Source organism: Thermosynechococcus sp. TG215, from assembly GCF_031583455.1.
Taxonomy (GTDB): Bacteria; Cyanobacteriota; Cyanobacteriia; order Thermosynechococcales; family Thermosynechococcaceae; genus Thermosynechococcus.
In genome coordinates this window covers 281,723-303,203 of sequence record NZ_CP134178.1, presented here as the reverse complement: position 1 = coordinate 303,203, position 21,481 = coordinate 281,723, and the positions used below count along the sequence as shown (strand labels likewise).

The window sequence follows — 21,481 nt, the reverse complement described above, 5'->3', positions numbered from 1 at the left end:
GGAACATCAGCTTTCCCTTAATAAACACCCTAGGCAGATTGTGCCTTCAGAAAAGCAGCAAATTCCTCTAACGCTATCCGCAGGCGATCGCCCGCCACCTCAACAAAATCATTGTGATCGGCACCCTCGACCCAGAGGGAAAATTTTGGCTCACGGGCAATGGCAAAAAGGTATTGGCCATGACGAAAGGGCACGATGCTATCGGCAGTACCGTGGAGAATCAACAGCGGCACCTTGACTTGCGGCAGTTTATCTCGGTTGATAAAGCGATCAAAGGGAAATAACGGGAAAGGTACCACCACCCGAAAGATTGAAGTAAAGGTACTTTCTAAGACCAACCCCGCAATTGCAACCTGTGTTGCCAGTTCCGTCGCCACCCCACCGCCAAGGGAACGGCCATAGAGAATCACCCGCTCTGGGGGGACTCGCAGTTCCTCTGTGAGATAGGTATAGGCTGCCAAAGCATCTACGTAGGCATGACGCTCACTAGGGCGACCCGAACTCAAGCCGTAGCCACGATAGTCGTAGGCGAGGACGGAAAACCCCCACTGCCGCAGCGTCTGTAGAAAGGGTTCCACCATGCCGAGGTCTTCCCCATTGCCGTGACTAAACAGCAGCGTAAAGTGAGCGTCTGGGTTGGCAACATACCGCACCGCAAGGCGATCGCCCTGCCCCACTGGAATCAGCCGGATCTCCTCAGAAAGGGAGTAGGTAGGACGGGGTGGATGGAAGATCAGGGCATCGGCGCCAAAGTAGAGATAGACCGCAATGATCAGATAAATCAGGAGTGCCGATCGCCCCAAGCGCAGCCAGCTCCACTCCCCCAGTACCCAATCTTGTAGCCAACTCATTTAGTCTTTGAGTTCAGGCTCGGTGCCACCAGTGTCCCTAAGGGTTGATCCACCTGCTGAGCCAGTGTCGGTACCACTTCCCGCGCTCGCGCAATCACCTGCCCCGTGGTGGCATCGTAAATTTGCGTCAATAGCTTGGGATAGAGGCCAATGCCAATAATTGGTACCAAAAGACAGGCAATGATAAACACCTCGCGGGGTTCAGCATCCACAAGGGCTTCATGCTCCACCAGTTCCTTGTTTTCAGGGCCGTAGAAAATTTCCCGCAGCATCGACAGCAGGTAAATCGGTGTCAAGATCACCCCCACTGCCGCCAAAAAGACCACAATCACGCGGAAGGGCAACGAATAGGCATCACTAGTGGCAAAGCCAATAAAGACCATGAGTTCAGCCACAAAGCCACTCATCCCCGGCAGGGCAAGGGAGGCCAAGGAGCAGGCCGTAAACATGGCAAAGATCTTCTTCATTTTCTGGCCAACACCGCCCATTTCCTCAAGGATCAGCGTGTGGGTACGGTCATAGGTGGCACCCACCAAAAAGAAGAGACTCGCCCCAATCAAGCCGTGGGAGACCATTTGTAGCATTGCCCCACTCATGCCCAAATTGGTAAACGAGGCAATCCCAATCAGCACAAAGCCCATGTGGGAAATCGAGGAGTAGGCAATTTTGCGCTTGAGATTGCGCTGCGCGTAGGAAGTCAGCGCCGCATAGATGATGTTGACCACCCCCAAAATCACCAAAACGGGGGCAAACTTGGCATGGGCTGCCGGCAGCATATCGACATTCATGCGAATCAGGGCATAGCCGCCCATCTTCAGGAGAATCCCCGCCAGCAGCATGTGCACCGGCGCTGTTGCTTCACCGTGGGCATCCGGCAACCACGTGTGCAGGGGGACAATCGGCAGCTTGACGCCGTAGGCCACCAAAAAGCCGGCATAAACCAGCAGTTGAAACCCAATGGCATAGTCCTTGGCCGCCAAGGTCTGCATATCAAAGCTAATCGTGTCGCCATAGAAGGCCATGGCCAAGCCCGCCACCAAAATAAAGAGGGAGCTACCAGCCGTGTAGAGAATGAACTTTGTTGCCGCGTATTGACGCTTGTGCCCCCCCCAAATGGCCAGTAGCAGGTACACCGGAATCAGCTCCAGTTCCCACGCAAGGAAAAAGACCAGCATATCCTGCACGGCAAAAACGGCAATCTGGCCACCATACATCGCCAGCATTAAGAAATAAAAGAGTCGCGGCTTCAGGGTCACTGGCCAAGCCGCCAAAATCGCCAGCGTGGTGATAAAGCCCGTGAGTAAAATCAGCGGCATCGAGAGGCCATCTGCCCCCACTGACCAGCGCAGGCCAATTTCGGGAATCCAGTCATAGCTTTCCCACAGTTGCATGCCGGGGGTGTTCAGGTCATAGAAATTCGTGAAGGCATAGACAATCAAGGCAAAGTCAATCAACCCCACCGTCAGGGCATACCAGCGGATTGGGCGTCCTTTGCCTGTGGCATCTGGAATGAAGGGAATCGCCAAGGAAGCCACAATTGGGAACAGGATAATCGTTGTCAGCCAAGGAAACGTACTCATGGCAGTCGTGTTTACTCCTCCAGCAGTTGGGAAAGAACCATAACCGGGGTTAGGCTTGCACCGAGAAGATGACAAATCCCAACACCGCCAGCAGCACAATGAGGGCGTAGAATTGGGCACGGCCATTTTGGAAGTATTTCAGTCCTTCACCAGTGACCATCGTGACAAAGCCCGTGAGGTTGACCACGCCATCCACCACGTTGTAATCCACTTCCAAGACCTGACGCGCCAAGCGACGACAGCCTTTAATGAAGACCGCTTCATAGAGTTCATCGAAATACCACTTATGCAGTGAGAACTGGTACAGCGGTTGAATGGCTTTGGCGATCGCCTGCGGACTGGGAGTGCCCTTGAGATACATCAGGGAGGCCAAGGTAATGCCAAGCAGGCCAATGCCCACAGAGCTACCGCCAAGGATGAGAAACTCTGTCAAATCCACCGCGTGCTCCGCCACCATCTCCTCACCGGGAGCATGGATAAAGGCCTCAAAGAGATTGTTGAAGGGGGTACCCACAAAACCAATCAACGTCGAGGGAATCGCTAGCACCACCAAGGGTAGGGTCATTGTCCAAGGAGATTCATGGGGTTCAGCAGCGTGCTGATCGTGGTGGGCATTGTGATCATAGTGCTCCTGTAACTCTGGGGGCACATTACGGAACTTGCCCTCAAAGGTCATGAAGTACATGCGGAACATGTAAAAGGCGGTTAAGCCCGCCGTGAGCCACGTCAGCAGCCACATGGCCGGGTTGGCATGAAAAACCGCGCCTAAAATTTCATCCTTTGACCAAAAGCCAGCAAAGGGAGGCACGCCAGAAATGGCCAAGCACCCCACTAGAAATGTTGCCCCCGTAATCGGCATGTACTTGCGCAGCCCCCCCATGTAGCGCATATCTTGAGCCAAGTCTGGGTTATGGCCAACCACCCCTTCCATGCTGTGGATGACTGACCCCGATCCAAGAAAGAGCATCGCTTTGAAGTAGGCATGGGTCATCAGGTGAAAAAGGCCAGCACTGTAGGCACCCACGCCCATCCCCATGACCATATAGCCCAGTTGGGAAATGGTTGAATAAGCCAAGCTCTTTTTGATGTCGTTTTGGGTGATGGCAATGGTTGCCCCCATAAATGCCGTAAAGGCTCCCGTCCAAGCAATGATCGTCATCACTTGGGGCAATTGCTCAAACACAGGGAACATCCGCGCAATCAGGAAGACCCCGGCTGCCACCATGGTTGCCGCGTGAATCAGAGCAGAAATGGGGGTCGGACCTTCCATCGCATCTGGTAGCCACACATGCAGGGGAAACTGGGCAGATTTGGCCACAGGACCGAGAAAGACCAAGATGGCAAGAATGGCGGCAAGACTAGGGGAAAGTAGGCCGGTATTGACCAGTTCCGTCAGGCGATCGCCCATGCCACCAAAGTCAAAGGTACCCGTTGCCCAAAATAGCCCCACCATGCCCAACAAAAGGCCAAAATCACCGACACGGTTGGTAACAAATGCCTTCTGTGCTGCTTCCGCCGCGCTTTTGCGGTCATACCAGAAGCCAATCAGCAGGTAGGAGCACATCCCCACCAATTCCCAAAAGATATAGACCTGCACCAAGTTGGGACTGACGACCAACCCCAGCATCGAGGAGCCAAACAGGCTGAGATAGGCAAAAAAGCGAACATAGCCCGCATCATGAGCCATGTAGCCATCGCTGTAGAGCATGACTAAAAAGGCCACCGTTGTGACGATGACCAACATCAATGCCGCTAAGGGGTCAATCACGTATCCCATGGCAATGTGGAGATTGCCCGCCGCTGCCCATTCAATCATTTGCGTATAGGGGGCGTGGCCTTGGACTTGACTCCAGAAAAGGCTCAGAGAATGCACCATGGCGATCGCCATCAACGCCATGATGAAAATGGCACTGGGTCGCCGCAGTTTCGAGGTGGTCTCTGAAAAGGCAATCAAGCCAAAGCCAACAATCAGCGCTCCCAAGAGGGGTAAAACGGGAATCAGCCAAGCGTATTGATACAGGGGTTCCATGCGTGCCACCTAACTTTCCATGAGAGCTGCCTGCTTGGGAAAACGAACTAGGTATGAATCACTAGTGCAGGCAAAACCCTTTACATTCTGCCACATCCGTTTTAACAACAGATGCCGGAAATCGGTTGCAGAAAATCAAAAAACAGGTTTTCTTCAGGTTTGTTACTACCAACCAAGGCATGACAGGTCAGGGAACAGGCAGGTAAGGTTGGCTCGTCTAACAATACATTGACGCACAAATAAGAGGAATTGCGATGGAATTGAGTTTTCTTATGGCACGATTTCACCGAACTGGCGCTGCAATTGTAGGGGCGATCGCCCTGATTTTCATCCCCCATACCACCCTTGCCCAAAATGCCCCTGATTCTCGCATGGTGCAACGGGTCGAGAATGCCACATTTGTCCTTGGCGAGTTTACATTTAACAACAACAACCGCATTCCACCGAGGATTGTCCAGCGCGCTCAAGGAATTGCCATTATTCCCAATGTCGTTCAAGCGGGCTTTCTCTTTGGGGGCCGCCGTGGCGCCGGTATTCTGCTTGTGCGCAATGAAAATAATGAATGGAGTAAGCCCGCCTTTATCACAATGACCGGCGGGAGCTTTGGCCTGCAAATTGGTGCCCAATCCACGGATGTGGTGCTGGCCTTCATGGATAAATCCGTCGTCATGCGCAGCTTGGCGCAGTCCTTTCGTCTAGGGGGCAATGTCTCCGTTGCGGCAGGCCCTGTGGGTGGCGAAGTCGTCAGTCCTACAGATCCGAGTCCCCAAGTCTTTTCCTACACACGCAGTGCGGGTCTGTTTGCCGGCGTTGCCCTTGAGGGCGCCAATATTAGTTTTGATCGTAGTGCCAGTACCCGCTTCTATGGCCGACCTAACCTGACGCCAATGCAAATTTTTGAGAACTCGCCCCCCCTCCCTTCCCCTCCCGTCCTCAATGGTCTCTACAATGCCCTTGCCCGTGCAGCGCGCTAATCCCTTCTCAAGACAGTGATAAGATAGCAGTCAATAGTCCGCACTGTATAGAAGGAACACTATGGCACAGGGACAGGGTTTTGGCTTCGGTCTTGGCAAAATGAAGGAGCTGGCCGCAGCCATCCAGAAAGCACAACAAGTTCAAGAAGGCGCCAAGAAGCTGCAAGAAGACCTCGAAAAAATGGACATTGAGGGTCAAGCAGCGGGGGGTGCCGTCAAAGTGATTATGAGTGGTACCCAAGAACCCCGCCGCGTCGAAATCAGCCCAGATCTCCTGAGTGAAGGGGCTGAAGTGCTCTCTGATTTGGTGACCGCCGCCATGCGCGATGCCTACCAAAAATCCACCGCTACCATGCGGGAACGGATGGAAGAGTTAACAGGTGGCTTGAACGTTCCGGGTCTCGGTTAATGCACTTCCCCGCCCACCATGGCACCCAAGCTGCGGCTCCTGATTGTGGAAGATGATCCAATGATGCAACTGGGGCTAGGACAAGCCCTAGGAGAGCAGTTTGCTGTGGTGGGTTATGCCGAAGATGGCTATGGCGCCATTGATATGACACGCCAGTTGCAGCCGCAAGTGGTCATTATGGACATTGGCCTACCAAGGCTAGACGGGATTGCCGCCACCCAACGGCTGAAGCGAGAATTTCCTGACATTCATGTGGTGATGCTTACCTCCCACCAATCGGCTCTTGAAGCTGTTGCTGCCCTTTCTAGTGGTGCCGATGCCTACTGTATCAAGGGAGAAACCGTTGAGCGATTACTGATGGCGATCGCTGCTGCCCAAGAAGGAGCCACCTACCTTGATCCCCAGATTGCCCGCCATGTGATCCAGCACCTGCATCCGCCCCAACCGACAATGGACTATCACCTGTCGCAGCGGGAACTGGATGTCCTGAAGCTGATGGTGGAAGGCTATAGTAACCCTGAAATTGCCAGTAAGCTGTTTCTCAGTCCAAATACTATCAAGACCCATGTGCGGGGTATTTTGAACAAGTTGGCGGTGGATGACCGTGTGCAGGCGGCGGTTGTTGCACTTCGTAACGGTTTAGTCTAGGCCTTCCCCAAGACTCAAGGGCACTTGTTATCGTGAAGGGGAACCGTCGGTGTGTTGAGCCTGTGTCCCATGGCATCCCATAGCAATGAGGCAACGGTTTTAGCCTCGGATCAAGAATCATCCCCCTTTCTGCAAATTAGTACGCCCGCTTCCGTCGAGGAGTTTCCACTCTTGCAACCCACGGTACGGGTAGGGCGATCGCCCCACAACGAAATTGTGATTTCCTATCCGACCATTTCGCGGCATCACTTTGAAATTGTTAAGACGGACACTGGCTATCGCATCCGTGACTTGGACAGTAAGCTCGGTCTGGTCTATGGCGATCGCCCCATCAAGGAAAAAGACCTCAAGGACGAGGATACCTTCTACATCGGTGTCAACGTCAAGATCACCTTCCGTGAAAGCCAAGCTCAGTTTCTGCAAAAAGCCATTAGCTTTCAGGGCAAGACGGTTCTGCGGATTGGTCGGGGTGACGACAATGACATTCAAATTGATCACCCCCAAGTCTCCCGCCACCATGCCAAGATTGAACGTCAAGGCACCTCCATTGTCATTACAGACCTCAATTCCTCCAACGGTGTCTTTTGCAATGGCAAGCGCCTCACCAAACCCCATGCCCTACGAATTGGCGACAAAATTCGCATCGGCCCCTATCTCCTGCAAATCAATGTTGACGAAACGATCACCGTTGATAATGAAACGGGCAGTATTCGCCTTGATGCCTTTGGCCTAGAGAAAGTCGTCAAAGGGAATAAAAAGCTCCTCCACGATGTCTCCCTATCCATTTTGCCCCGTGAATTTGTGGTCATTGCTGGCGTCAGTGGGTGTGGCAAATCGACCCTATTGCGGGCGTTGACGGGATTTAACCCCGCCTCCAGTGGCACGGTTCTGGTGAATGGCAACGATCTCTACCACAACTTTGATGCCTACCGCTCTCAGTTTGCCTATGTGCCTCAGGAAGACATCGTCCACAAGGAACTCACCGTTGAGGAAGCCCTCGACTTTGCCGCCCAATTGCGGATGCCAGCTGATATTACACCTACTGAACGCCACAGCCGCGTGGAAGAGGTGATGCAGATTTTGGGGCTGAGCCAACGGCGGGATGTGCCAATCAAAAATCTCAGTGGCGGCCAACTGAAGCGGGTCTCCATAGGTGTTGAGTTAATTACCAAACCCAGTTTGTTCTTTCTCGATGAGGCCACTTCGGGTCTGGATCCGGGTACCGAGGCAGATGTCATGACCCTATTGCGGCGCTTAGCCAATGGTGGCTGTACTGTTGTCCTGATTACTCACGTCACAGAAAATATCAAGCTATGTAATTTGGTCTTGTTTCTCGCCGCTGGCGGTCGCATTGCCTATTTTGGCCTCCCCAATGAAGCTCCTGACTACTTTGGTGTCAAGTCCTTTAATGACATTTATCCCTTGGTTGAGCGCGAGCGCAGCCCTGAAGAATGGCAGCAGTTATATTTGCAGTCGAAACAGTACAAAACCTATGTTCTCGATCGCCAGAAGGCAGTAGTCTGCCACCTCGATCAGGGACGCACGCCAGATGCCCAAGGGAAACGTGCCAGCAAAATTCCCCAGTACCACCCTGTCTCAGGCTTACGGCAGTACCTGATCCTGTTGCAGCGGGAAGCAGCCGTTTTAATGCGCGATCGCGTCAGCTTAATTTTGAATTTCTCGATCCCTTTCTTTATTGGTTTACTGGACTTGATAGTTTGGGATCGCCACCTGTTTGATATTCGCAAGGGGGATGCCGCCTCAGCGATTACGATGCTCTTTGCCACAGCCTTGGTGGCGGTGATGGTGGGTAATTTAACTACGATGCGCGAAATCGCCAAAGAGCGAGAGATTTACCGCCGCGAACACCTCGTAGGACTGAAAATTGGTGCCTATGTCTTTTCTAAGACAACGGTGGCGCTATTGCTGTCACTTTATCAGGCCTCGGCCTTTCTCCTATTCAAAAACATTGCCATTGATTTTCCCGGCGATAGCCTCACTCAAGTGCAGTTATGGCTGACGATGTTCTTGGCCTCCTTCAGTGGCATGATGATGGGGCTGTTGGTGTCGGCACTGTCACCCAATACAGCGATCGCCCCCCTGTTGTTAATTCTCTTTATTATTCCCCAAGTCACATTTGGGGGCGGGATTATTGCCCCCTCCCAGATGAATCCGATTGGCCAAGTCATGAATGTCTTTACCTTAACCAAGTGGCCCTTTGAAGCCTTTGTCACAATTACAAAAGTGGGCAAGGATGTCGCTTTGGATCCCTGCTGGACGAAACCCAATGAAACCCATCCCCCCGAAAGCTGTCGTTGCACGGGTGCCCAACTCTTTAAGACCTGCTACTTCCCGGGGGTTCGTGGCTACTACACCCCAGCCCTTGATGAGGCCGAACCGCAAAAGCCCACGGAACCAGCAACGCCAACCACCCCAGCCGCCTTTGCCACCTTCCAAGAGGAGATGACCAACTACAAGGATGATCTGCAGATTTGGCAGGAACGGTATTCTAACTGGATGCTGAAGCGGGAAAAAGCCATTGGCCAAGCGGAAGGCATTATTGACCGGCTCTACGGCATTTATGGTGAGATCTTTGACGTGAATGTGGCGGGGCACTGGCTGATCATCAGCTTGTTTATTGTCCTCATGTTTGCCATGATTGTCGGCATTCAGATCTATTTCGACACCCTCCACTAGGGGCGTGACTGGTGAATTCTCTGATCCCACTAGGACAAACCCAACTTCAAGAGTACGTCACCGCCTTGGCGTGGGGCGATCGCCATCTGTTGGCCGCTTCCGCCGCAGGAGAGGTCTATCACATTGATCCAGAGGTGGGTGAGCAACTCATCTTGCAAACGGCGACCGATCAAAGCTTAACGATCCTCGCGGTGGCCAGCGATCGCCAGTGGTGGGCAGCGGCGGGAGAGCAGGGACGGGTACTCATGGGTTCCTTAGCTCACCCTGAGAATCTTCAGGTGCTCCACTACGGTTCCCACTGGATTGATCAACTGGCTTGGCATCCCACATTGCCTTGGGTTGCTTTTAGTCTTGGTCATTACGTCCAGATTTGGGATGCGGCTCAAGCCGATGTCATTGCCACCCTTGATTTTGCGGCCTCGTCAGTGCTCGCTTTGGCTTGGCAACCTACGGGTGATGCTTTGGCCGTTGCCGGTTATGGCGGTGTGCGGGTGTGGTCGGCTAAAGATTGGGATGCCGATCCCCAAGAATTAGGGTTTATGTCTGCGACAGTGGGCGTAGCTTGGTCCGCCACAGGGGAATATTTCGCGGCCAGCAACATGGATCACACCCTTTTTGTCTGGCGTTGGGGCGATCAGTATCCGTGGCACATGCAGGGCTTTCCCGGTAAAGTGCGGCATCTTCACTGGTTGGAAACCGCCAACCAAGCCCCCCAGCTCCTGAGCAGTTCCCAAGAGGGGATTATCCTCTGGCGCCTCAGCGAGGATGCAAGCGGCTGGCAACCCCAAGTGCTGGATCTGCACCGTGGCACTGTGCGCGCCCTCTCTATTCATCCCCAAGGTCAAGGCTTCGTGTCCAGTGGCGATGAGGGATGGCTGTGTTATTGGCAGCAAACTCAACCGCAGGAGTTACTGCAAGGTGCCCAAGAATACTTCACAACTCTTGCTTGGCACCCCAAGGGATCGTATTTAGCCGCCGGGGGCACCCAAGGGGAACTCTGGGTTTGGCAAGCCGGTTAGGGAGAACCCGTGTGGTAGGATGTTGCTGCGGGTTTAAGCTAGAGTGCCGATGAAACTCATTGATCGCTATGGCCGTCTTTTTGGCAAGCTGAGTCTTCTAGACCTTGGGGCAGGGCTTGTTCTCCTGTGCGTTTTGGCGGGCTTGTTCCTCCTGCCGGGGCGATCGGGCACCTCGTTGGCACAAATGACCGCTGCCCAACCCATTGAAGTAGATGTTCTCGTTCTGGGTCTGAGTACTCCCACTCCCCAAGACCTAATTCCCAAGAGCAGTACCGCCAACTTTATTATTCGCAACCAGCCCTACGGCCAAATTACTGTGAAAAATGTCCAGGTTCTGCCGCGCACAGTTACTGTTTCCCAGCCCGATGGGTCGGTTAAAGCGCTGCCAGATCCCCGCCCAGAGATGGCCTACAGTAGCAACTTGCTCCTGACCCTCGAAGGCCGAGGCCAAATCACGAACAATGGCCCGGTGCTAGGGAATATGGCCATCAAAGTGGGAACGCCCGTAGAATTAGAGGGCAAAGAGTATAATTTCCGTGCCTCGGTGATTGCCGTTAGGCCGTTGTAGGACAGTAGGCAATGCAGTCAATTTCGACCTTGGCTCCCTTCGGCAGGCGCGATACTTCCACACAGGCACGGGCAGGCGCTGTCTCAGCATCCATGTACTGAGCATAGATTTCATTCATGGCGGCGAAGTCATTGAGGTCTGCAAGATACACGGTTGTTTTCACCACCTGTGACCAATCGCTACCGGCGGCCTTGAGGACAGCACTGAGATTATCCATCACTTGGCGGGTTTGCTCCTTGACATCTTCGCCACCAACAATCTCACCCGTTTTTGGATCAAGGGCAATTTGCCCTGCGAGAAAGACCCATTCCCCTTGCCGCACGGCTTGGCTATAGGGGCCGACCGGCCTAGGCGCATCAGTGGTACAAATAATCACTTTTGTCATAAAACTTAAAACAATTTACATGTCGGGGGCGATCGCCCCAAAAGCCGATTCTACAGGGAATTGAGCCACGGCCACCTGTATTAAATCAATGGATATGATAGCGCATATATTATGCATTTATACCCCCACAATCATGTCAAGAATTCAAGCATCTTAAATAATGTTAATTATCGGCAAAGTCTGTACTCCCCTTCTATAATGCTGAATTGAGCATTCGCCTCCTGAACGGGCTTTATCGTTCCATTCTGGGTCTTTAGATTCACGATTCTTCACAATCATTGATCTAAAGATCTTTCTATATTGCCGAGGTGAATGCCCTCGTTCCTTCCTTGCCTAAGAGAGAGGAGAGACTCGATGACCATCAGTCCACCGGAGCGAGAGCCAAAGGTCAGAGTCGTGGTTGACAATGACCCGGTGTCCACATCGTTTGAAAAATGGGCAAAACCCGGGCATTTTGACCGCACCTTGGCCAGAGGACCCCAAACCACCACATGGATTTGGAACCTCCACGCTCTTGCCCACGATTTTGATACACACACGAGCGACCTTGAAGATATTTCCCGCAAGATCTTCAGTGCACACTTCGGCCATCTGGCTGTGGTGTTCATCTGGCTGAGTGGGATGTACTTCCACGGTGCAAAATTCTCAAACTATGAGGCTTGGCTGGCCGATCCCACCGGTATCAAGCCCAGTGCTCAAGTGGTCTGGCCCATTGTGGGTCAAGGCATTCTCAATGGTGATGTCGGCGGTGGTTTCCACGGCATCCAAATCACCTCGGGGCTATTCCAACTGTGGCGTGCCTCTGGGATCACCAATGAGTTCCAGCTTTACTGCACCGCAATCGGTGGCTTGGTCATGGCTGGCTTAATGCTCTTTGCAGGCTGGTTCCACTATCACAAGCGCGCTCCTAAGCTGGAATGGTTCCAAAACGTGGAATCCATGCTCAACCACCACCTCGCCGGCTTGCTTGGCTTGGGGTCTTTGGCTTGGGCAGGTCACCAGATCCACGTCTCGCTACCCATCAACAAACTCTTGGATGCAGGGGTTGCTGCTAAGGATATTCCCTTGCCCCACGAGTTTATCCTTAACCCCAGCTTGATGGCCGACCTATATCCCAAAGTGGATTGGGGTTTTTTGAGTGGCGTCATTCCCTTCTTCACCCTTAATTGGGCTGCCTACTCGGATTTCCTGACCTTTAACGGCGGCTTGAACCCCGTTACCGGTGGCCTGTGGCTGTCGGATACGGCTCACCATCACGTGGCGATCGCTGTCCTTTTCATCATTGCCGGTCACATGTACCGCACCAATTGGGGGATTGGCCACAGCCTCAAAGAGATTCTTGAAGCCCACAAAGGCCCCTTCACCGGTGCCGGCCACAAAGGTCTGTACGAAGTGCTGACCACCTCTTGGCATGCCCAACTGGCGATCAACCTAGCCATGATGGGTTCGCTGAGCATTATTGTGGCGCAGCACATGTATGCAATGCCCCCCTATCCTTACTTGGCCACCGACTATCCCACCCAACTGTCGCTGTTTACCCACCACATGTGGATTGGCGGCTTCCTGATTGTGGGTGGTGCTGCCCACGGTGCCATCTTCATGGTGCGTGATTACGATCCGGCCATGAATCAAAACAACGTTCTGGATCGGGTACTGCGCCATCGCGATGCCATCATTTCCCACCTCAACTGGGTGTGCATCTTCTTGGGCTTCCACAGCTTTGGTCTGTACGTCCACAACGACACGATGCGTGCCTTTGGTCGTCCCCAAGATATGTTCTCCGACACTGGCATTCAGCTTCAGCCTGTCTTTGCCCAATGGGTACAACACCTACACACCCTAGCCCCCGGTGGTACGGCTCCCAATGCTGCTGCCACCGCTAGTGTTGCCTTTGGTGGTGATGTGGTTGCTGTCGGTGGCAAAGTCGCCATGATGCCCATTGTTCTGGGAACGGCCGATTTCATGGTGCACCATATTCACGCTTTCACCATCCACGTGACAGTGCTGATTCTGCTGAAGGGCGTCCTCTTTGCCCGCAGCTCTCGCCTCATTCCCGATAAAGCCAACTTGGGCTTCCGCTTCCCCTGCGATGGTCCCGGTCGTGGCGGTACCTGCCAAGTCTCCGGTTGGGATCACGTCTTCTTGGGTCTGTTCTGGATGTACAACTGCATCTCTGTTGTGATTTTCCACTTCAGTTGGAAGATGCAGTCGGATGTCTGGGGTACTGTTGCTCCCGATGGCACGGTATCTCACATCACGGGCGGTAACTTTGCCCAAAGTGCCATCACCATCAATGGCTGGCTACGGGACTTCCTGTGGGCACAAGCTTCTCAGGTGATTGGCTCCTATGGTTCAGCCCTATCCGCCTATGGTTTGTTGTTCTTGGGTGCTCACTTCATTTGGGCCTTCAGCCTCATGTTCCTCTTCAGTGGTCGTGGCTACTGGCAAGAGCTGATTGAGTCCATTGTTTGGGCCCACAACAAGCTGAAAGTTGCACCGGCCATTCAGCCCCGTGCCCTGAGCATTATTCAAGGCCGTGCCGTCGGTGTAGCCCATTACCTCCTAGGGGGGATTGCCACTACTTGGGCATTCTTCCTAGCTCGGATTATTTCTGTAGGATAGGGGCGAGGAGGAGATAACCAACTATGGCAACTAAATTTCCGAAGTTTAGCCAAGACCTCGCACAGGATCCGACCACACGCCGGATTTGGTACGCCATCGCCATGGCTCACGACTTCGAAAGCCACGATGGCATGACCGAGGAAAATCTTTACCAGAAGATTTTTGCCTCCCACTTTGGGCATCTGGCCATCATCTTCCTGTGGGTGTCTGGTAGCCTATTCCACGTTGCGTGGCAGGGGAACTTTGAACAATGGATTCAAGACCCTGTCAACACCCGTCCCATCGCCCATGCGATCTGGGATCCTCAATTTGGCAAAGCCGCAGTGGATGCCTTTACCCAAGCGGGGGCTGCTAACCCTGTGGACATTGCCTACTCCGGTGTCTATCACTGGTGGTACACCATCGGTATGCGCACCAACGGTGACCTCTACCAAGGTGCCATCTTCCTGCTGATTCTGGCTTCGCTGGCTCTCTTTGCCGGCTGGCTGCACCTACAACCCAAATTCCGTCCTAGCCTCTCTTGGTTCAAAAATGCCGAATCGCGGTTGAACCACCACTTGGCCGGTCTGTTTGGCGTTAGCTCCTTGGCTTGGGCGGGTCACCTGATTCACGTGGCCATTCCGGAGTCCCGTGGTCAGCACGTGGGCTGGGATAATTTCCTGAGCACCATGCCCCACCCCGCTGGTTTGGCGCCCTTCTTTACGGGCAACTGGGGTGTCTATGCCCAAAACCCTGACACGGCTAGCCACATCTTTGGCACGGCACAGGGTGCTGGAACGGCGATTCTCACCTTCTTGGGTGGCTTCCATCCCCAAACGGAGTCCCTGTGGCTCACGGATATGGCGCACCACCACCTTGCGATCGCGGTGCTCTTTATTGTGGCGGGTCACATGTACCGCACCCAGTTTGGGATTGGCCACAGCATTAAAGAGATGATGGATGCCAAGGACTTCTTTGGCACGAAGGTGGAAGGTCCCTTCAACATGCCTCACCAAGGCATTTATGAAACCTATAACAACTCGCTACACTTCCAGTTGGGTTGGCACTTGGCCTGCTTGGGCGTGATCACCTCCTTGGTGGCACAGCACATGTACTCGCTGCCACCCTATGCCTTCATTGCCCAAGACCACACCACGATGGCTGCCCTCTATACCCATCACCAGTACATTGCTGGCTTCTTGATGGTGGGTGCCTTTGCCCATGGGGCTATCTTCTTGGTGCGGGACTATGATCCAGCCCAAAACAAAGGCAATGTGTTGGATCGGGTACTACAACACAAAGAGGCGATCATTTCCCACCTAAGCTGGGTGTCCCTCTTCTTGGGCTTCCACACCTTGGGTCTCTATGTCCACAACGATGTCGTGGTCGCCTTTGGTACCCCCGAAAAGCAAATCCTCATTGAGCCGGTGTTTGCTCAGTTCATTCAAGCGGCCCATGGCAAACTGCTCTATGGCTTTGATACGCTGCTGTCGAACCCCGATAGCATTGCTAGCACCGCTTGGCCGAACTACGGCAATGTCTGGCTACCCGGCTGGCTCGATGCCATCAACAGTGGCACCAACTCTCTGTTCTTGACGATTGGCCCTGGGGACTTCTTGGTGCACCACGCCATTGCCTTGGGTCTGCACACCACCACCTTGATTTTGGTCAAAGGTGCGTTGGATGCCCGTGGCTCCAAACTGATGCCAGATAAGAAAGACTTCGGCTATGCCTTCCCCTGCGATGGCCCCGGCCGTGGCGGTACCTGCGATATTTCTGCATGGGATGCCTTCTATCTGGCCATGTTCTGGATGCTGAACACCATTGGCTGGGTTACCTTCTACTGGCACTGGAAACACCTTGGTGTCTGGGAAGGCAATGTGGCTCAGTTCAACGAAAACTCTACCTACCTCATGGGTTGGCTGCGGGATTACCTCTGGTTGAACTCCTCCCAGCTCATCAATGGCTACAACCCCTTCGGCACCAATAACCTGTCGGTGTGGGCATGGATGTTCCTGTTTGGTCACCTTGTGTGGGCAACAGGCTTCATGTTCCTGATTAGCTGGCGTGGTTACTGGCAAGAGCTGATTGAAACCTTGGTGTGGGCGCATGAGCGCACTCCCTTGGCCAACTTGGTGCGTTGGAAAGACAAGCCGGTGGCGCTGTCGATTGTGCAAGCCCGCTTGGTGGGTCTGGCACACTTCAGCGTTGGCTACATCTTGACCTATGCGGCCTTCCTGATTGCCTCAACCGCAGCCAAGTTCGGTTGATCTACTTAAGTTAAGTTAAATTTTGTCAGCTCCCCTGCCTCTAGGTGGGGGATTTTTGTGTTTGATAACAAGTTGTAGCTGCTTGTTTTAGAGCGAGCCAACTGATTCCTTGCTAGTGACCACAGTTAGGATTTTTTAACATATCTCAATATCTCAGTACCTAAAAACGTTTTTCAATGACATCACGCTACTTTTTAGATATCCTAGGACTGAATTTTGCATTGATAAGGGTGTGTCTGAATTGAGGACGGTTGTAATGCGTGATACATTTAACCTAGCTATTTTAAGGTTTTCATCTAAGAACCCTATTGAAGGCTTGTTGGCTCAAGTTAATACTGAAGAAACTTCCCAAATTGTCGGTGAAAATTCAGTGAATCCAGCTTTTGATCTCAACAATTTGGGGAGCCTTTTAGCGCAAGTCATTATTGCAGTTGCTTTGCTGCTCATTGGCTGGATTGTTGCCACTATTCTGGCAAAGATAACACGCTCGGTTTTGAAACGAATGCGGGTTGATGAACGATTGACCCAATTCTTTGGTGGAAATGAGTCGCTCCAAGGCATATCAGTGACTGCGATTCTGGCAGCAGTAGTTTTCTGGGTCATTCTTTTGCTGGCGGTGGTGGCCTTTTTAGATGCCCTGCGCTTGACGACAGTGTCACAGCCCCTCAATGCGTTTCTCAATCAAGTTTTTAGTTTCCTGCCAAAGCTGGGGGCAGCGATCCTGCTGGCGAATGTAGCTTGGGTAGTAGCAACTATATCGAAAATAGTGGTCACTCAGTCTGCCCGTTCTTTGAATTTGGATCGTCAACTCCCCCTTGAATCTGAGGGGAATGGTTCCTCAGAGGGGCCGGCCACCATGTCTGTGGCTGAGATGTTGGGAAATACCCTCTATTGGTTTGTTTTTCTTTTCTTCCTGCCCCTAATTTTGGGGGTGCTTGATCTGCAAGGCTCATTGCAGCCTGTACAAAATCTCTTGAATGATATTCTAGGCGCACTGCCTTTTGTCTTTAAGGCGCTGATTATCGCGGTTGTCGGTTGGTTTATTGCCCGTATTGTCCGCAGTTTAGTCATTAACTTAATGACGGCCATGGGAATTCAGCGCATTGGTCAGCGCCTCGGTCTAGGGCAAACCAGTTTAGGGGAATCCCTAGCAACGGTCATCGGTACGATTGTCTATGTCTTAATCTTGATTCCGACGGCGATCGCTAGCCTTGATGCGCTACAAATCGTGGCCATTACGGAACCGGCAACGGCAATGCTAAACCAAGTGCTGACGGCATTGCCGAAAATTTTTACTGCAGCCATTATTCTGCTGCTGGCCTATGTAATTGGCCGCTTTGTGGCGGAGACGGTTACCAATTTCCTGCAAACCATCGGCTTTGATCAAGTGTTGGTCTGGCTAGGTCTAGAGCGTCCGATGGTGGATTCTCAGGAGTCTCAGCCTGCGGAGGCACCCGAGCAGCGCTGGCGACAGCCCTCAGAAGTGATGGGCATCGTTGCCTTTGTTGGCGTTTTGTTATTTGGAGCGATCGCTGCCGTTGATGTACTGGATATTCCTGCTCTCAGTGCTTTTGTCACTGCCCTAGTAGTGGTGATTGGTCGGGTGTTGGTCGGAACGCTGATCTTAGCGGTAGGGTTGTACTTTGCCAATTTAGTATTTCGGCTTGTTGCTAGTTCTGGCACCTCCCAAGGGCGTTTTCTCGCTCAGGCGGCACGGCTAGCAACGATGACGTTTGTGGGGGCAATGGCTCTGCAGCAGATGGGCATTGCAACGAGCATTGTCAATTTAGCCTTTGGCTTGCTCTTTGGTTCTATTGCGGTGGCGATCGCCCTTGCCTTTGGCTTGGGATGCCGGCAAATTGCAGCGGCTCAAGTTGAGGAATGGCTGAATTTACTCAAAGGCAGAAATTCTGAAAATAATTGAGGCAGGTAGCAAGAGCTGGCCTAGGAATTTAGTAAAGGAACTGACGCAAGGTGAAGCTGAATGAGAAGAAGGGGCGTTGCCGCGACAGCTTCGATGTTGCCAACAACCAGTTCTGTGTTTCGGGCAAAACCATTCGCCTACCCAAGCGGCGAGGTTGCCATGGCTGAGGCACTGCGCTTTAGCGGCAAGATTCTCGGTGCAACGGTCTTCCCTACAGCACATCGCTGGTATGTGGCCATCCAAGTGGAAGTACCCGATGCGCAGTTTTATCGCTGGCGCACAGCGGATGAAATAACCGGTGTCGACCTTGGTGTTACAGCAGCGGTAACACTTTCTAAGGGTGAGACCGTCGAATCCCCGCAGCCTCTCAAAAGGGCGCTGCGTCGTCTCAGAATTCGGAGCAGGCGCTTGAGCCGCAAAATGGCGTCGGCCAAAATCGCAGCTGGATGTGCACCGAAAGATAGACTGCCAAAAGGGAAAAAGCTTCCCATTTCCAACAACCGCAGGAAGTCCTCTGAAGCATTGGCACGGCTGCATGCTCGCATCGCCAATGTCCGAGCCGATTTCTGCCACAAGCTCACGCCCCGGCTCTGCCGCGAAAACCCAGCGGTGGGGATCAAGGGGATGCTGGCGAATGAGCGGCTTGCCCGCGCCATCAGCAACGTGGGTTTTGGTCTGTGCCGCTGGCAAATGGCATACAAGGGCAAGCGCTACGGCACTCAGCTGATCGTTATCGACCGCTGGTAGCAGAACGGTGTCCTCTCCCCCTCGTCTGGTAATCAGACTAACGGAAGGAGGGTTGGTGGCGGATCAGATCTAGGAACTCTTGGCGGGTGCGGGCATCTTCAGCAAACACCCCTTGCATTGAACTGGTGACCGTCCAAGAGTCTGGTTTTTGTACGCCTCGCATCACCATACACATATGGGTGGCCTCAACAACCACAGCCACCCCTTGCGGTTTCAGGAGTCCTTGCAAAGCATTTGCAATTTGTTGGGTCAGGCGCTCCTGCACCTGTAGCTGCCGCGCATACATCTCGCAAATGCGGGCAATTTTTGACAGGCCAATGACCCTGCCATTGGGAATGTAGGCGACATGGGCTCGCCCAATGATTGGCAGAATATGGTGCTCACAACAACTAAAGAGATCGATGTCGCGCACCAAGACCATCTCATTGGTGTCTTCGTAAAAAACGGCACCATTCAGCAACTCATCCAAGGATTGGCGGTAGCCACTGGTTAAAAACTTCAAGGCTTGAACAACCCGTTTGGGGGTATCCCGCAGGCCTTCGCGATCAGGATTTTCCCCTAGCCCGATGAGGAGTGTGCGAACCGCCTGCTCCATCTCAGCATCTGACACCTGGGTCGAGACGCAGGTGGGTATACTTTCAAGGCTGCTTTGCACGGTTAACAACTGGTTACGGGATTGCTGGGACATAGGGTACCTAAAAATAATAACGATTATCATTCTATTTACTGGTGGAAATGGTGTCAAGGAAACTGACATGAAAGTCGGTTTAGTTGAGCATAGAATTTACAGAGGAAAAGCAGTCAAAATAAAATCCCCCTCATCCGCACTGGGAGAGGGGTTAGGGCGATTGAATCTACTAATTTAGCTTATCTAAAGCTGCGGTACAAAGCGCTCTTTATCGGGAACAACGGTGTATTCAGCAACAATTTGCCGGAACTCTTCACCATCAATGGTTTCTTTCTCTACTAGGAGATCGACGAGGCGGTCAATGACCACGCGATTGTCCCGGATAATCTTGATGGCAAGTTCGTAGCTGTGCTGCACCAACTCCCGCACTTGGGCATCAATGCGAGCCGCAATTTCTTCGGAGTATTCTGTTCGAGACACCAAGTCCCGCCCCAAGAACACTTCACCGTTTTGGGTTTCCAAGGAGAGAGGTCCTAGATCTGACATACCAAAGCGGGTCACCATTTGCCGTGCCATCGCTGTCACTTGCTGCAGGTCATTGCCAGCACCAGTCGTGACTTCAGCATCGCCAAAGACGACGTATTCAGCAGCCCGACCGCCCAAGGCACCAGCCATCCGCGCCATCAGTTGCGATCGCGAGATCAATCCGGAATCCTCTGAAGGCATGAACCAAGTCAGGCCACGGGCTTGACCACGAGGCACTAATGTCACTTTTTGCACAGGATCGTGATCCTTCAAGAGGGTACCGACAATGGCATGACCCACTTCGTGGTAGGCGATGAGGCGCTTGCTCTTGCCGTCAATCAGCGGTGTGCCCTCCATACCAGCAACAACCCGGTCCACGGCATCGTCAATTTCCAGCATGGTGATGGCGGGTTTCCGCCGCCGGGCCGTGAGAATCGCCGCTTCATTGAGGAGGTTGGCCAAATCGGCACCCGTAAAGCCGGGGGTACGGCGAGCGATCGCCTCAAGGGAAACTTCGGGCGCCAATTTCTTGTTGCGGGCATGCACCTTGAGAATCGCCAAGCGACCCTTAATATCCGGCGCATCCACCACCACCTGTCGGTCAAAACGACCCGGACGCAGGAGAGCCGCATCCAAGACATCCGGGCGGTTGGTTGCCGCAATCACAATGATGCCGGTATTCCCCTCAAAGCCATCCATTTCGGTCAGCAGTTGGTTGAGGGTTTGCTCCCGCTCATCGTTACCGCCGCCAATGCCAGCCCCGCGTTGGCGACCCACAGCATCAATTTCATCAATAAAGATGAGACAGGGAGCATTTTCCTTGGCCTTGCGGAACAAGTCCCGGACGCGGGAGGCACCAACACCAACAAACATCTCGACAAATTCTGAACCCGAGATGGAGAAGAAGGGTACCCCTGCCTCACCCGCGATCGCCTTGGCGAGCATCGTTTTCCCCGTGCCGGGGGGACCTACTAGGAGAACCCCTTTGGGAATGCGAGCACCCACCGCTGTAAATTTCTCGGGCTTCTTCAGGAAGGTGACCACCTCTTGTAGTTCTTCCTTGGCTTCATCGACACCAGCAACATCGTCAAACATGACACCCGTTTTGGCCTCCATTTGGAAGCGGGCGCGAGACTTACCGAAGTTCATCGCCTGACCTGGTCCTCCGGGCACGTTGCTGGAGCGGCGGAAGAGGAAAAAGAGTCCCCCCAAGAGCAAGACGGGGAAGAGTAAATTACCCAAGAGTCCCCACAGGGCACCATCATTGCGAGCGGGATGGACATCAATTTCTATGTGCTGCTCCCGCAGTTTACTAATGACTTCTGGAGCCGTCCCCGGCATATCTACCCGTACCCGCAGGGGACGACCGTTAATCAATTCTGGATCAGAGACATCCACAATGGCGGTGCGACCATTATCGAAAATGTCCACTTTACTAATGCGACCCGCATCTAAATAGTTGAGGAATCGCCCATAGCTCATGCGCGTACTGGCGGTATTCAGAGGAGGCTGACTTTGATTGAGCATAAAGTTGCTCGCCCCCTGCCAGAGGAGAACCCCCATGAGCAGTAGGGGGATTGACCAAAGGAGAACAGTTTTCCAAGAGACTTTCATTGGCGGCGCTTT

16 protein-coding genes are annotated in these 21,481 nt (G+C 53.1%); 10 read left to right on the top strand and 6 right to left on the bottom strand.

From position 1 onward, the window contains the following. Nucleotides 1–29: 29 nt before the first annotated feature. From RHJ02_RS01350 to RHJ02_RS01340, 3 genes are read right to left on the bottom strand one after another with little or no spacing between them, the layout of a single operon-like run. Nucleotides 30–851 (bottom strand): alpha/beta hydrolase, encoded by an 822-nt coding sequence (locus RHJ02_RS01350; RefSeq protein WP_310743266.1) that lies wholly within the window; start codon nt 849–851, stop codon nt 30–32. Further along, the gene (ndhD1, locus tag RHJ02_RS01345; RefSeq protein WP_206200741.1) at nt 848–2,431 is read right to left on the bottom strand and encodes a photosynthetic/respiratory NAD(P)H-quinone oxidoreductase subunit D1; all 1,584 of its coding nucleotides are present in this window, start codon (nt 2,429–2,431) and stop codon (nt 848–850) included. The genes RHJ02_RS01350 and ndhD1 overlap by 4 nt, the downstream gene beginning before the upstream one ends. 49 nt (nt 2,432–2,480) lie before the next feature. Then, a complete protein-coding gene (locus RHJ02_RS01340; protein WP_310744719.1) occupies nt 2,481–4,460 on the bottom strand; it encodes an NAD(P)H-quinone oxidoreductase subunit 5 in 1,980 nt (659 codons plus the stop codon). A gap of 272 nt (nt 4,461–4,732) precedes the next feature. On the opposite strand from RHJ02_RS01340, the gene RHJ02_RS01335 reads away from it, so the two are divergent. The 6 genes from RHJ02_RS01335 (at nt 4,733) to RHJ02_RS01310 (ending at nt 10,775) form a co-directional block, all read left to right on the top strand. Continuing rightward, entirely contained in the window at nt 4,733–5,434 is a 702-nt protein-coding gene (locus RHJ02_RS01335) for a lipid-binding SYLF domain-containing protein (protein ID WP_310744718.1), read from the top strand. A gap of 61 nt (nt 5,435–5,495) precedes the next feature. Next, nucleotides 5,496–5,843 (top strand): YbaB/EbfC family nucleoid-associated protein, encoded by a 348-nt coding sequence (locus RHJ02_RS01330; protein ID WP_206200739.1) that lies wholly within the window; start codon nt 5,496–5,498, stop codon nt 5,841–5,843. Nucleotides 5,844–5,861: 18 nt separating this feature from the next. Beyond that, nucleotides 5,862–6,491: a response regulator transcription factor gene (locus RHJ02_RS01325; RefSeq protein ID WP_302677081.1), complete on the top strand. Its 630-nt coding sequence runs from the start codon at nt 5,862–5,864 to the stop codon at nt 6,489–6,491. 69 nt (nt 6,492–6,560) lie between these two features. Continuing rightward, the gene (locus RHJ02_RS01320; protein ID WP_206200737.1) at nt 6,561–9,188 is read left to right on the top strand and encodes an FHA domain-containing protein; all 2,628 of its coding nucleotides are present in this window, start codon (nt 6,561–6,563) and stop codon (nt 9,186–9,188) included. An 11-nt stretch (nt 9,189–9,199) separates the two neighbouring features. After that, nucleotides 9,200–10,207: a WD40 repeat domain-containing protein gene (locus tag RHJ02_RS01315; RefSeq protein ID WP_225901612.1), complete on the top strand. Its 1,008-nt coding sequence runs from the start codon at nt 9,200–9,202 to the stop codon at nt 10,205–10,207. A 49-nt stretch (nt 10,208–10,256) separates the two neighbouring features. Beyond that, nucleotides 10,257–10,775: a DUF4330 domain-containing protein gene (locus RHJ02_RS01310; RefSeq protein WP_206200736.1), complete on the top strand. Its 519-nt coding sequence runs from the start codon at nt 10,257–10,259 to the stop codon at nt 10,773–10,775. Here RHJ02_RS01310 and RHJ02_RS01305 read toward each other — a convergent pair. Continuing rightward, on the bottom strand, nt 10,762–11,160 hold the full coding sequence (locus tag RHJ02_RS01305) for a RidA family protein (RefSeq protein WP_302678649.1): 399 nt from the start codon (nt 11,158–11,160) through the stop codon (nt 10,762–10,764). The genes RHJ02_RS01310 and RHJ02_RS01305 overlap by 14 nt on opposite strands. Before the next feature lie 414 nt (nt 11,161–11,574). Between RHJ02_RS01305 and psaA the strand changes: the two genes are divergently transcribed. From psaA to RHJ02_RS01285, 4 genes are all read left to right on the top strand, one after another. Then, a complete protein-coding gene (gene psaA, locus RHJ02_RS01300) occupies nt 11,575–13,782 on the top strand; it encodes a photosystem I core protein PsaA (protein WP_399373354.1) in 2,208 nt (735 codons plus the stop codon). Nucleotides 13,783–13,805: 23 nt separating this feature from the next. Further along, nucleotides 13,806–16,031 carry a photosystem I core protein PsaB gene (gene psaB, locus RHJ02_RS01295; protein WP_206200733.1) on the top strand — a complete coding sequence of 742 codons (2,226 nt, stop codon included), beginning with the start codon at nt 13,806–13,808 and terminating at the stop codon, nt 16,029–16,031. Nucleotides 16,032–16,350: 319 nt separating this feature from the next. Further along, nucleotides 16,351–17,955, top strand: a complete 1,605-nt coding sequence (locus RHJ02_RS01290; RefSeq protein WP_310822141.1) for a mechanosensitive ion channel — start codon at nt 16,351–16,353, stop codon at nt 17,953–17,955. Nucleotides 17,956–18,114: 159 nt separating this feature from the next. Next, nucleotides 18,115–18,702, top strand: a complete 588-nt coding sequence (locus tag RHJ02_RS01285) for an RNA-guided endonuclease TnpB family protein (protein WP_206200731.1) — start codon at nt 18,115–18,117, stop codon at nt 18,700–18,702. Nucleotides 18,703–18,739: 37 nt separating this feature from the next. On the opposite strand, the gene folE is transcribed toward RHJ02_RS01285, so the two are convergent. Continuing rightward, nucleotides 18,740–19,390, bottom strand: coding sequence for a GTP cyclohydrolase I FolE (gene folE, locus RHJ02_RS01280; protein ID WP_206200730.1), 651 nt, complete (start codon nt 19,388–19,390; stop codon nt 18,740–18,742). A 183-nt stretch (nt 19,391–19,573) separates the two neighbouring features. Beyond that, entirely contained in the window at nt 19,574–21,469 is a 1,896-nt protein-coding gene (gene ftsH2, locus RHJ02_RS01275) for an ATP-dependent zinc metalloprotease FtsH2 (protein ID WP_206200729.1), read from the bottom strand. Nucleotides 21,470–21,481 lie beyond the last annotated feature (12 nt).

What these genes read in the sequence shown, in the direction of transcription:
- folE (WP_206200730.1), bottom strand. Translation starts at nt 19,390, where the DNA reads ATGTCCCAGCAATCCCGTAACCAGTTGTTAACCGTGCAAAGCAGCCTT.
- RHJ02_RS01305 (WP_302678649.1), bottom strand. Translation starts at nt 11,160, where the DNA reads ATGACAAAAGTGATTATTTGTACCACTGATGCGCCTAGGCCGGTCGGC.
- RHJ02_RS01330 (WP_206200739.1), top strand. Translation starts at nt 5,496, where the DNA reads ATGGCACAGGGACAGGGTTTTGGCTTCGGTCTTGGCAAAATGAAGGAG.
- RHJ02_RS01320 (WP_206200737.1), top strand. Translation starts at nt 6,561, where the DNA reads ATGGCATCCCATAGCAATGAGGCAACGGTTTTAGCCTCGGATCAAGAA.
- RHJ02_RS01325 (WP_302677081.1), top strand. Translation starts at nt 5,862, where the DNA reads ATGGCACCCAAGCTGCGGCTCCTGATTGTGGAAGATGATCCAATGATG.
- RHJ02_RS01350 (WP_310743266.1), bottom strand. Translation starts at nt 851, where the DNA reads ATGAGTTGGCTACAAGATTGGGTACTGGGGGAGTGGAGCTGGCTGCGC.
- RHJ02_RS01335 (WP_310744718.1), top strand. Translation starts at nt 4,733, where the DNA reads ATGGCACGATTTCACCGAACTGGCGCTGCAATTGTAGGGGCGATCGCC.
- psaB (WP_206200733.1), top strand. Translation starts at nt 13,806, where the DNA reads ATGGCAACTAAATTTCCGAAGTTTAGCCAAGACCTCGCACAGGATCCG.
- RHJ02_RS01340 (WP_310744719.1), bottom strand. Translation starts at nt 4,460, where the DNA reads ATGGAACCCCTGTATCAATACGCTTGGCTGATTCCCGTTTTACCCCTC.
- RHJ02_RS01310 (WP_206200736.1), top strand. Translation starts at nt 10,257, where the DNA reads ATGAAACTCATTGATCGCTATGGCCGTCTTTTTGGCAAGCTGAGTCTT.
- RHJ02_RS01285 (WP_206200731.1), top strand. Translation starts at nt 18,115, where the DNA reads ATGGCTGAGGCACTGCGCTTTAGCGGCAAGATTCTCGGTGCAACGGTC.
- ndhD1 (WP_206200741.1), bottom strand. Translation starts at nt 2,431, where the DNA reads ATGAGTACGTTTCCTTGGCTGACAACGATTATCCTGTTCCCAATTGTG.
- ftsH2 (WP_206200729.1), bottom strand. Translation starts at nt 21,469, where the DNA reads ATGAAAGTCTCTTGGAAAACTGTTCTCCTTTGGTCAATCCCCCTACTG.